Consider the following 12,025-nt stretch of genomic DNA (forward strand, 5'->3'; position numbering starts at 1 on the left):
CGAGCGTAGCCGCTGGATGCGCCGTTCTCTATCGCAGAGGAACGCGCGACAACACTACCGGCGGGTAGCCTCGCTCAGCCGCTGCTGAAAGCACCTGAACCGGTACAGAGATGAGTGTCACACCACCGCGAGAGGCAGTGCCGTGGGGTGCACCGGCGACGGTAGTTCCGAATGCCCGGTGAGGAATGCGTCGACGCCGTTGGCGGCCGATCGCCCCTCCGCAATTGCCCACACGACCAATGAAGCACCGCGGTGTGCATCACCGCAGACGAACACGCCCGGCGCCGTCGTCTGCCAATCGGGGCCACACGACAGCGCGCCACGCTTGGTCAGCGCCAGGCCGTAGTCGTCGAGCAGCGGACCGTGTTCGACTCCCTCGAATCCGATGGCGAACAACGCAAGATCGCAGGGTAGTTCGACCTCCTCCCCGATGGGCGTGACGATGCGTCGACCGTCCGCGTCGCGCTGCACCTCCACCTCGGCCAGCACCATGGCACGCACGTGGCCGCGCTCGTCGCCGAGGAACCGCTGGACCGCGACCTGATGACGCACGACGCCACCCTCGGCATGTGCGGGCGAGGTGCGCAGCACCAAAGGCCACGACGGCCACGGCGACAGACTCTCGTCGCGGGCGCCGGGCAGCGCGGGGTTGTAGTCGAGTTGCGTCACCGATGCGGCACCCTGGCGGTGCGCCGTTCCCAAACAATCGGCTCCGGTGTCGCCGCCGCCGATGATCACCACGTGCTTGTCGGCGGCGGAAATCGACGTCGGCCCGTCGCCCTCGCATTCCTTGTTCGACGGCACCAGATGCTCCATCGCCAAGTGGATACCGTCGAGTTCACGACCGATCACCTCGGTGTTGTCTCGAGCCCTCAGCGCTCCGACCGCGAGGACCACCGCGTCGAAGGAATCGCGAAGCTGCTCGACCGTGAAGTCGATACCCACCTCGCAGTCGGTCACGAAATGTGTTCCCTCGGCCCGCATCTGCATCAACCGCTGATCGAGCACCGACTTCTCGAGCTTGAACTCGGGGATGCCGTAGCGCAATAGTCCGCCGAGACGATCGTCCCGCTCGTACACGGTGACATCGTGCCCGGCCCTCGTGAGCTGTTGCGCCGCAGCCAGTCCCGCGGGGCCGGAACCCACGACGGCCACTCGTTTACCGGTGGTGATCGTGGGCGGCTGCGGGACGACACTGCCCTGCTCCCAGGCGAGGTCGGCGATGGTCTGCTCGACTCGCTTGATCGTCACACTTCCGCCGGTTGCGGCCTCGGATATGGACAGCACACAGGCCGATTCGCACGGAGCCGGACACACCCGACCGGTGAACTCCGGGAAATTGTTGGTCGCATGCAGTCGATCACTGGCCGCGTCCCACCGGTCACGGCGTACCAGATCGTTCCACTCGGGAATCAGATTACCCAGCGGGCAACCGGCAGTTCCGGAGTGGCAGAACGGAATTCCGCAATCCATGCAGCGTCGCGTTTGATCGGACACCTCCGCCGCGCGTTCGGTCGTCGGCTGATGCGAGTACACCTCGTTCCAGTCCTTGACTCGCTCGCCGATCGGACGCTTGACAGCATCACGCCTGACGACTTTCAAAAAACCCTGTGGATCAGCCACGTGCAGCCTCCATGATCGCAGCATCGACGTCGCGCCCTTCGGCGCGCGCCATTCGAGTCGCTTCCAGCACCCGCTGGTAGTCGACGGGCATGACTTTGGTGAACAGCGCGGACCGGCGGGGCCAGTCGGCCAACAACGAGGCCGCAACGGTCGATCCGGTCCAACGGCGATGTTTCTCGACGGTCTCGCGCAGCCACACCAGATCGTCCGGGTTGGGCACCTGTAGTTCGACCATTGCCATGTTCACGTCCGCCGGATCGAGACCGAGGACGAACGCGATACCACCGGACATTCCCGCCGCCACGTTGCGACCGGTGGGCCCGAGCACCACGACACGACCGCCGGTCATGTACTCGAAGGCGTGATCACCGACCCCTTCGTTCACCGCGATCGCTCCGGAGTTCCGGACCGCGAACCGCTCCCCTGCCTTACCCCGCAGGTACACCTCGCCCGAGGTGGCACCGTAGAGAATCGTGTTTCCTGCGATCACGTTGTCCTCGGCGACGAACGGCGCATCCTCGGCGGGGCGCACGACTATGCGGCCGCCCGACAGTCCCTTTCCGACATAGTCGTTGGCGTCGCCCACCAAGTCGATGGTGATGCCCGGCGGCAAGAAGGCCCCGAGAGACTGACCGGCCGATCCGGTGAACGCGATGTGGATGGTGTCGTCCGGCAGCCCGACCGCGCCGTACCGCCGAGTGACCTCGGCCCCCAGCAGCGTTCCGACCGTGCGATTGACATTGCGTACCGGGAGCTCGAGTTTCACCGGATGCGCATCCTCCAGCGCGCCTTCGGCCAGCTGGATCAGGGTTCGATCCAGTGCGAAGTCGAGACCGTGATCCTGCGCCCGCAGGCGTCGACGCTGCGTCATCGGGGCACCGTGCCGGTCGACGGGCATCGCGAAGATCGGGGCCAGGTCGAGGCCCTTGCTCTTCCAGTGCGCGACCCCGGCCGCGGTCTCGAGCACATCGGCGTGACCGACCGCCTCGTCGATGCTGCGGAAACCGAGCTGCGCGAAATACTTTCGGACATCCTCGGCGATGAACTTGAAGAAGTCCTCGAGGAACTCGGGCTTGCCGGTGAACCGTTTGCGTAGCTCCGGGTTCTGCGTTGCGACACCGACCGGGCACGTATCGAGATGGCAGACACGCATCATGATGCATCCGGCAACGATCAGTGGAGCCGTCGAGAATCCGAATTCCTCCGCGCCGAGCAGTGCAGCGACGATCACGTCGCGACCGGTGCGCATGCCGCCGTCGCACTGCACGGTGATGCGGTCGCGTAGCCCGTTGAGCACCAGGGTCTGCTGGGCATCGGCGAGACCGATCTCCCACGGTGCGCCGGCGTGCTTGAGCGAGGTCAACGGCGCCGCGCCGGTTCCGCCGTCGTATCCGGAAATGAGGACGACATCGGCGTGCGCCTTGCTCACGCCCGTCGCGACCGTCCCGACGCCGACGGAGCTGACGAGCTTGACGTGCACTCGCGCGTTCTCGTTGGCGTTCTTGAGGTCGTGGATGAGCTGGGCGAGATCCTCGATCGAGTAGATGTCGTGATGCGGGGGCGGCGAGATCAAGCCGACGCCCGGTGTCGAGTGTCTGGTCTTCGCCACCCACGGATACACCTTGTAGCCGGGTAACTGACCGCCCTCGCCGGGCTTGGCTCCCTGCGCCATCTTTATCTGAATGTCGGTGGCATTGACCAGGTAGTCACTGGTCACCCCGAAGCGACCACTGGCCACCTGCTTGACGGCACTGCGCCGCGTCGGGTCGTAGAGGCGGTCGACATCCTCACCGCCCTCACCGGAATTGGACCGCCCGCCGAGATTGTTCATCGCGACGGCCATCGTTTCGTGCGCCTCGGCCGAGATGGATCCGTAGCTCATCGCTCCGGTGTTGAACCGCGTCACGATCGACTCGACCGATTCCACTTCGTCGAGCGGAACCGGCTGCCGCACAGCTTCTTTGAATTCGAACAGTCCGCGCAGGGCACCGCCCTCACGGGCGAGTCGGTCCACCTCGTCGGTGTACTTCTGGAACACGTCGTAACGGCCGGTGCGGGTCGCGTGCTGCAACAGGAACACCGTTTCGGGAGTGAACAGGTGCAGCTCACCTTCGCGCCGGAACTGGTACTCGCCGCCGATCTCCAACCGGCGGTGGACGCGGTCGGTCGGGTTCTCGGGATACGCCCTGCGATGGCGCAGCTTGACCTCCTCGGCGAGCACGTCCAGGCCGACGCCGCCGAGCTTGCTGACGGTGCCCTTGAAGTACTCGCGCACCACCTCGCGGTCCAGACCGACCGCCTCGAAAACCTGTGCGCCGGTGTAGGAACCGACCGTCGAAATGCCCATCTTGGACATCACTTTGAGCACACCTTTGCCGAGACCGTAGAGGTAGTTGCGGACCGCGATCGTCGGTTCGACGCCGGTCAACTCGCCCTCGCCGACCAGATCCTCGATCGATTCCATCGCCAGGTACGGGTTGACCGCCGCGGCACCGAACCCGATGAGGAGCGCCAAATGGTGGACTTCGCGTGCGTCGCCGGATTCGACGACGAGAGCGATCTTGGTGCGCTCCTTGGTCCGCACCAGGTGATGGTGAACGGCCGAGGTCGCCAGCAACGACGGAATCGGAGCGCGGGTGTGGTCGGAGTCGCGGTCCGAGATGATCAGCGTGCGGTACCCGGCAGCGATGGCCTCCGATGCCCGAGCGCGCAAGTCCTCGATGGCCTCGGCGAGACCTTCACCGCCGCGCTCCACCTCGTAGAGCCCACGCAGTACCGTCGCCGACAACCCAGGATGGTCGCCGTCGTCGTTGATATGAATGATCTTGTTCAACTCGTCGTTGTCGAGTACCGGCCACGGCAACACGATCTGCCTGCACGACGCCGCAGTAGGCTCGAGCAAGTTCTGCTCCGGACCCATCACCCGTGCGAGCGAGGTCACGATCTCCTCGCGGATCGAATCGAGCGGCGGGTTGGTGACCTGGGCGAACAGTTCGATGAAGTAGTCGTAGAGCTGACGCGAACGCTGCGACATGACTGCCGCAGGAGTGTCGGTGCCCATGGAGCCCAACGGTTCTCCCCCGGATGCTGCCATCGGGGTCAGTACGACACGCAGGTCCTCCTCGGTGTAGCCGAACGCGACCTGTCGGCGGACCACCGAGTCGTGGTTGTACTGGATGTGCGCCCGCTCGGGCAGGCTCTTGATCTCGAGCAGGCCGGCGTGCAGCCACTCCTGGTACGGATGTTCGGTTGCCAGTTGGAGTTTGATCTCCTCGTCCGGCACCAGACGCCCGGCGACGGTATCGATCAGGAACATCTTTCCCGGCTCGAGACGTCCCTTGGCGACGACCTCGGACTGCGGCACGTCGAGTACGCCGGCCTCACTGGCGAGTATCACGCGGCCGTCCGTCGTCTGCCACCAGCGGCCGGGGCGAAGGCCGTTGCGGTCCAGCACCGCCCCGACGTAGCTGCCGTCGGTGAACGTCACGCACGCCGGACCGTCCCAGGCCTCCATCATCGACGAGTGGAACTGGTAGAAGGCCCGCACCCGTGGATCCATCGTGCGGTGGTTCTCCCAGGGCTCGGGCACCATCATCATCACCACGTGCGGCACGCTGCGGCCGCCCAGGTGGAGCAGTTCGAGCACCTCGTCCAGGGACACCGAGTCCGAGGCATCGGGGTTGCAGATCGGGAACAAGCGCTCCAGGTCCCCGGGGATCAGGTCGCTCGCGAGCAACGCTTCCCGGGCCCGCATGCGGTTCCGGTTTCCCTTGACGGTGTTGATCTCACCGTTGTGTGCCACGTAGCGATGCGGGTGTGCCAGCGGCCACGACGGGAACGTGTTGGTGGAGAATCGACTGTGGACAATGGCAATTGCACTTCTGCACAACGGGTTTCGCAGCTCCGGAAAATAGAGCGGCAATTGCATCGTGGTGAGCATGCCCTTGTAGACGATGGTGCGTGCGGACAGCGACGGAAAGAACAGCCCCGATCCCTCGGCCTCGATCTCGGGGGTGACCCGCTCGGAGCGCTTGCGTAATCCGTACACCAGCCGGTCGAGATCGATTCCGGCCGGACGCACGCCGTCGACCTCGGGGGCGGTGACATAGAGGTAGCTCATGTACGGCATGCAGCCGAGGGCGGTGACACCGACGTCGGCACGATCCGGATCCACCTCGACCGGGACCCAGCCCAGAATGTCCAGACCTTCCTCGGCCGCAACGGCTTCAACGCGCTCGACGGCGATCGCCCGCTCGCGGATACCCTGCGGCAGAAAACACACACCGGCCGCAAACGTGTTGTCACCCGCGGCGTCGGCAACAGGAAGCTCGAAGGGCGCGAGGGAGGTGAGAAGTTCGACGGGCAGCTGAATGAGAATTCCTGCGCCGTCACCGCTGTTGGGTTCGGCGCCGGCTGCGCCGCGATGTTCCAGATTCTCCAGTGCCAGAACGCCATCGGCGACGATGGCATGGGAGCGGCGACCCGCGACGTCGGCGATCATCGCCACGCCGCAGGAATCCTTCTCGAAGCTCGGGTCGTACAGACCTTGCTCCGCAGGCATCCGAGAGAACAGCACCACGATCACCTCCACGTCGGCCGGTGGGTGCGTGAAGGCGGTGCAGTGTCCTGGACGCTGCACCGTGAGTCTCGGCAACCCCGCCGGCTGGTCGACACACCGACCGGAACGGTCGGATGAGCCGAGTTCGATACGCCTGTCGGGAATTCACCGGGACAGCTCTGGCCCGAGAACGAATCCGGGATCCTCCCGGATGGCGAAATCGTAGCAGCTGGTATCCGCATCGATGCAATCGCGAATGCCGGCTACCGTGCAGACGGTTTCAGTCTCGCAGTGGGCGACCGTGCTGATCACGGACACTGCCGGTGAGCATCAGGATCCCGTCGATCAGCGGCCAGATCCCGCCGATTCCGCAGGTGAGCCACGTAACAGCAATCTGCGCCACCGCAATGCCCGGTTGATTCAGATAGAAACGTCCCGCTCCGAACGCGCCCAGCAGAATCCCTAGCAGACCTGCCGTCAGCTTCTGCTTGTCCGAGAACGGCTCACCGGTGACCGGGTGACGGCCGTAGGGCGCCATCGGGTCCATGAAGCCGGGCCCACCGGCGTACTGGGGACCGCCGAACTGGGTACCGCCGTACTGCTGACTCGCGTACGGCGGGGGCGCGAAGTACTGACCGGAACCATCCGCGGGCGGTGGATATCCGGCACCGGACGGGGATCCGAAATACTGCCCCTGATCCGTTCCACCGGAATCGGGGGCGCCGGGATACGGGTTTGCATAATTGGGGTCGGGTGCACCGTAGACAGGTCCCGATCCCTGAGGGGCACCCTTCTCGAACGAGATCGTCGGCTCCGTCGGACCGGTTCCGTCTCCTGGGGTTCCCTCGGACGGGGATGTACCTGAGTCATTCACTTCGAGCTCCCTTACGCGGATGCGGTGCGAACACTCGCTCAGTCTCTCAGTTTTCGCCCTTGGGCATCGGTGACATTTCCGATCAATATGAGCACACCATCGACGAGATGCCAGACGAAGAGCCCGAACAACAGGATCAGCCCGAGGCCGAACACTGCGGTGAGCAGAACGCCGAAGAAGAACAGGAGTAGTTGCGCGACACCGATACCGGTACTGCCGATGTAGAAGCGACCGACACCCAGCCAGCCGAGAAATATCTGCAGCAGACCGCCGACGATCTTGGACTTGTCCGACAACGGCTCACCGCTGATCGGGTCGCGGCCGTGCGGAGCATCAGGACCTACGCCGTAGGCGTAACCGCCCGGATAGCCCGCAGGAGCACCGAAATCTCCGTACTGCCCGGGCCACTGCTGCGGGTAGCTCTGAGGTGGGTAACCCGGCTGCGGGTAGCTCTGTTGCGGGTAGTTCTGTTGCGGGTAGTTCTGGGGTGCGTAGTTCTGTTGTGGATAACCCTGTTGCGGATAACCCTGCTGCGGGTAGTTCTGGGGCGGATAACCCTGCTGAGAATAATTCTGAGGTGAGTAGTTCTGGGGTGGCGGGAATCCGCCGACCGGGTTGTCGATGCTGCCGTCCGGACTCGGTGCCGGGTAGCTCGGTGTGCTGGACCAACCCGGACCGTTTCCGATGCCCGAGTACGTATCCCATCCCGGCCCTGTCGGTCCGGTTGGGCCGTGCGACGGCGCGGACTCCGAGGTGGCGGGCGGCTCCGACAACGATGCCTCAGCGGTGGCGTCGTAGTCGAACGGCGTTCCGAACGACACAGCCGGATCCTTACCGACGTCGCTGGACTGGCCTGTGCTGGAACCGGATTCAGGGTCGGGACCGTAGGACTTGTCGAAATCAACCACGCGTACTGCCTTCTTCCTCGGCTTTCTCGTCTGCTGTCTCGTCGAGCGCCCGCACGTCCTTGCCGTCTCCGGAAACGCCGCGCACCTCGACCTCGCCCGACTCGTCCGAGGGCGACTGGTCAGCATTGTCGGGCCCACCGACGCGTCCTGCATTGTTGTCGTGGTCCGGGTCGTCGTTCGATTTCAGGGTCGCAGGATCCTCGCGCCCCTTGGTGGCGATCACGAAGTACGCGACGGCGAGAACGAAAATGATCGCAGACGTGAAACTGTTGACGCGGATACCGGCGATCGTGGTGGCGAAATCGTCACGCATGAGTTCGACCCAGAACCGTCCGGCGCAGTATCCGGCGACGTACAACGCGAACAGTCGTCCGTGGCCGATCGTGTACCTGCGGTCGATGAACACCAGGAGGGCGACGACCACGACGCTCCACAGCAGTTCGTAAAGGAACGTGGGATGAACGACCTTCTCGACGATCCCCGTCGACACACCGTTCAGAGGATCCAACCGGCCGCTCGAGTCGACTCGCTCGTAGATTTCCAGCCCCCACGGCTGCGTGGTGGCGCGACCGTACAGTTCTTGATTGAAGTAGTTGCCTATGCGGCCGATGGCCTGGGCCAGCAGAATCGGGGGACCGACGGCGTCACCGAACGCAGGTAACGGGATCCCCCGTCGACGGCACGCAATCCAGGCACCCACGCCGCCGAGGAACACCGCTCCCCAGATACCGAGACCGCCGTTCCAGACGTACAGCGCTTCGATCGGGTTTCCACCGGGACCGAAGTACGTCTTCCAGTCGGTCGCCACGTGGTACAGACGCCCGCCGAGCAGACCGAACGGGACGGCCCAGACAGCGACGTCCAGGACTGTGCCCTTGGTTCCGCCCCGGGCGACCCAACGGCGATCACCCCACACCACGGCCACGACGATGCCGATGATGATGAACAGGGCGTAGGCCCGCAGAGCCAGTGGTCCGACGTGCCACACCCCCTGCGCGGGACTGGGAATGTAGGCAAGGATATCGGTCGAAGTCACGACGCTACGTTAGCGGAACGGACACCTTCGGCGAGTTCCGTCGTCAGGCCACGCACCGCGTCGAGTCCATTGTCCACGGCAGTGACCAACGCCGATCCGACGATGACGGCATCGGCGTAGCGGGCTATCTCGGCGGCCTGAGCACCCGAGCGAACACCGAGGCCGACACCGATGGGAATGTCGGAATGCTCTCGGATGCGGGCCGACAGTGCAGGAGCCATCGACGACACCGCGTCGCGAGCCCCGGTGACTCCCATCGTCGACGCGGCGTAGACGAAGCCACTGCTTGCTTCGACGGTACTGACGAGCCGTTCCTCGGTGGACGACGGAGCGACGAGGAAAATCCGGTCCAGTCCGTACCGATCGGAGACCTCGATCCACTCCTGCGCCTCGTCCGGGATGAGGTCCGGGGTGATGATTCCGAGCCCGCCCGCGCCGGCGAGATCGCGAGCGAAGTTCTCGATGCCGTACTTGAGAACCAGATTCCAGTACGTCATGACCACTGCTTTTCCACCCGCAGCAGCAACGTGTTCGGTGACACCGAACACGTCCTTGACCCGAGCGCCGGATCGAAGGGCCACGTCGGCAGCAGCTTGAATCGTGGGGCCGTCCATCACCGGATCGGAATACGGGATTCCGACCTCGACGATGTCGCATCCGGCGTCGACCATGGTCTTGAACACCTCGACCGAGCGCGGCACCGTCGGGAAGCCAGCAGGCAAGTAGCCGACGAGCGCTGCGCGCCCCTCGGCGCGACACTGAGCGAAAGTCCCGGACAGGCGAGAGTCGTTGTTGCTCATGCCTTGATACCCACTTCGTCGTCCACGTTCGGCTCGCCGTCTCCGTCGATCAGACCGAACCATTCGGCGGCGGTGTCGACATCCTTGTCTCCACGTCCGGACAGATTGACCAGAATGATTGCGCCTTCGCCCAACTCCTTGCCGAGGGTCAACGCCCCGGAGATGGCATGCGAGGACTCGATGGCGGGAATGATGCCCTCGGTGCGGCACAGCAGCTTGAAGGCGTTCATCGCTTCGGTATCAGTGACGCCCCGATACTCCGCGCGGCCGATATCGTGCAGGTACGAGTGCTCGGGACCGACACCCGGATAATCCAATCCTGCTGAGATGGAATGAGATTCGACGGTCTGACCGTCCTCGTCCTGCAGCAGGTAGGAGTACGCGCCGTGAAGCGCACCCGGCGTTCCACCGCTGATCGTCGCAGCGTGACGACCCGTCTCGACGCCGTCGCCGGCCGCCTCGAAGCCGATCAACCGAACGTCGGCGTCGTCGATGAACGCGTGGAAGATGCCGATCGCGTTGGATCCACCGCCGACGCAGGCTGCGATGGCGTCGGGCAACCTGCCGGTGGAAGCGAGTACCTGCTGTCGCGCTTCGAGGCCGATGATGCGCTGGAAATCACGAACCATGACCGGGAAGGGATGCGGCCCGGCGACGGTACCGAAGCAGTAGTAGGTGTTGTCGGCGTGGGTGACCCAGTCGCGCAGTGCCTCGTTGATCGCATCCTTGAGAGTGCGTGAACCGGACTTCACTGCCACGACTTCCGACCCGAGCAAGCGCATTCGGGCTACGTTGAGTGCCTGGCGCTCGGTGTCGACCTCGCCCATGTACACCACGCAGTCGAGACCCATCAAGGCACAGGCCGTCGCGGTCGCGACGCCGTGCTGACCGGCACCGGTCTCGGCGATGACGCGAGTCTTGCCCATTCGCTTCGCGAGCAAAACCTGCCCGAGAACGTTGTTGATCTTGTGAGAACCGGTGTGGTTCAAGTCTTCTCGCTTGAGCAGAATTCGAGCGCCACCGGCGTGCTCGGAGAGCCGAGTTGCCTCGAAAACCGGCGACGGTCGGCCGGTGTAGTCGCGCTGCAGCCGATCGAGCTCGTTGAGGAACTCGTTGTCGCTGCGCACCTTCTCGTACTCGGCGGTGACTTCCTCGATCACGCCCATCAGCGCTTCGGGGACGAACCGACCGCCGTACACACCGAAGTGCCCGCCCACATCCGGCTCGTGCGCGCTGCGATCGGTGAGGCCGATGCTGCTCTGCGGCAGATCAGCGCCCTTGAAACGGACTGCCTGCGGGGCGTCCGTGATGGAAGAAGAATTGCTGGTGCTCACCCGGTCCAGTGTGCCCCAACGGCGGACCGCCGCCGCGCTCGGGTCGGATGCCGCGTCGGCCGTGCAGGCTCAGCGTGCGGGCTTGGGGCACGAAGGATGCGTTCCCGCCGTCACCAGGTCCGACACGGCGGTCCGCGGATCGCCCGCAGTGACCAAGCCCTCGCCGACGAGGACGGCATCCGCACCCGCTCCGGCATAGGCGAGCAGATCGGCCGTTCCCCGCACCCCGGACTCTGCGATGCGGATGATCTCGCTGGGCAACCCGGGCGCGATACGGCCGAAGCTGTCTCGATCGATCTCGAGCGTCTTGAGGTTGCGGGCGTTGATGCCGATCACGGTGGCACCGGCCTCGAGGGCACGATCCGCCTCTGCTTCGGTGTGCACCTCGACCAGTGCCGTCATGCCGAGCGATTCGGTGCGATCGAGCAGCGACGTGAGCGCATCCTGTTCGAGTGCCGCGACGATCAGCAGGATGACGTCGGCACCGTGGGCGCGAGCCTCGTGGATCTGATACGGACCGACGATGAAATCCTTGCGCAACACCGGAATCGAGACGGCGGCGCGTACTGCGTCGAGGTCCGCCAGAGATCCGTGGAAACGACGCTCCTCGGTGAGGACGCTGATGATGCGGGCACCGCCCTGCTCGTACGCGCGAGCCAGAACCGCCGGGTCACCGATATCGGCCAATGCACCCTTGGACGGGCTCGCACGCTTCACCTCGGCGATGACGCCGATACCGTCCTCGCGCAGAGCAGCCGCCGCGTCGAGAGGTGCCGGGGCTGCTTTCGCTGCTGCTTTGACGGCGGCGAAATCGACCACCGATTCACGCGCGGCCACGTCGGCCCGTACACCGTCGAGAATCGAGTCGAGAACAGTCATGGTGGCCCCCAGT

The 12,025-nt window shown here is 64.8% G+C and carries 7 protein-coding genes and 1 pseudogene; all 8 read right to left on the reverse strand.

Features of this window, described 5'->3' with window-relative positions:
• Window positions 1-117: 117 nt before the first annotated feature.
• Window positions 118-1,623: a glutamate synthase subunit beta gene (locus tag ACIGGF_RS00275; RefSeq protein ID WP_397519463.1), complete on the reverse strand. Its 1,506-nt coding sequence runs from the start codon at window positions 1,621-1,623 to the stop codon at window positions 118-120.
• Window positions 1,616-6,184 carry a glutamate synthase large subunit gene (gene gltB, locus ACIGGF_RS00280; RefSeq protein ID WP_397519824.1) on the reverse strand — a complete coding sequence of 1,523 codons (4,569 nt, stop codon included), beginning with the start codon at window positions 6,182-6,184 and terminating at the stop codon, window positions 1,616-1,618. The genes ACIGGF_RS00275 and gltB overlap by 8 nt, the downstream gene beginning before the upstream one ends.
• 277 nt (window positions 6,185-6,461) lie before the next feature.
• Window positions 6,462-7,046, reverse strand: a pseudogene (locus ACIGGF_RS00285) (NINE protein); the annotation flags it as partial.
• 47 nt (window positions 7,047-7,093) lie between these two features.
• Entirely contained in the window at window positions 7,094-7,963 is an 870-nt protein-coding gene (locus ACIGGF_RS00290) for a TM2 domain-containing protein (protein ID WP_397519464.1), read from the reverse strand.
• Entirely contained in the window at window positions 7,956-8,999 is a 1,044-nt protein-coding gene (gene lgt / locus ACIGGF_RS00295; protein WP_397519465.1) for a prolipoprotein diacylglyceryl transferase, read from the reverse strand. Before lgt ends, ACIGGF_RS00290 begins: the two co-directional genes overlap by 8 nt.
• Window positions 8,996-9,799: a tryptophan synthase subunit alpha gene (gene trpA, locus ACIGGF_RS00300; RefSeq protein ID WP_397519466.1), complete on the reverse strand. Its 804-nt coding sequence runs from the start codon at window positions 9,797-9,799 to the stop codon at window positions 8,996-8,998. The genes lgt and trpA overlap by 4 nt, the downstream gene beginning before the upstream one ends.
• Entirely contained in the window at window positions 9,796-11,067 is a 1,272-nt protein-coding gene (trpB, locus tag ACIGGF_RS00305; RefSeq protein ID WP_397519825.1) for a tryptophan synthase subunit beta, read from the reverse strand. The genes trpA and trpB overlap by 4 nt, the downstream gene beginning before the upstream one ends.
• A gap of 135 nt (window positions 11,068-11,202) precedes the next feature.
• Window positions 11,203-12,012: an indole-3-glycerol phosphate synthase TrpC gene (trpC, locus tag ACIGGF_RS00310; RefSeq protein WP_222095782.1), complete on the reverse strand. Its 810-nt coding sequence runs from the start codon at window positions 12,010-12,012 to the stop codon at window positions 11,203-11,205.
• Between the last annotated feature and the right edge of the window lie 13 nt (window positions 12,013-12,025).

The organism is Rhodococcus sp. NPDC078407, from assembly GCF_044542515.1.
Taxonomy (GTDB): Bacteria; Actinomycetota; Actinomycetes; order Mycobacteriales; family Mycobacteriaceae; genus Rhodococcoides.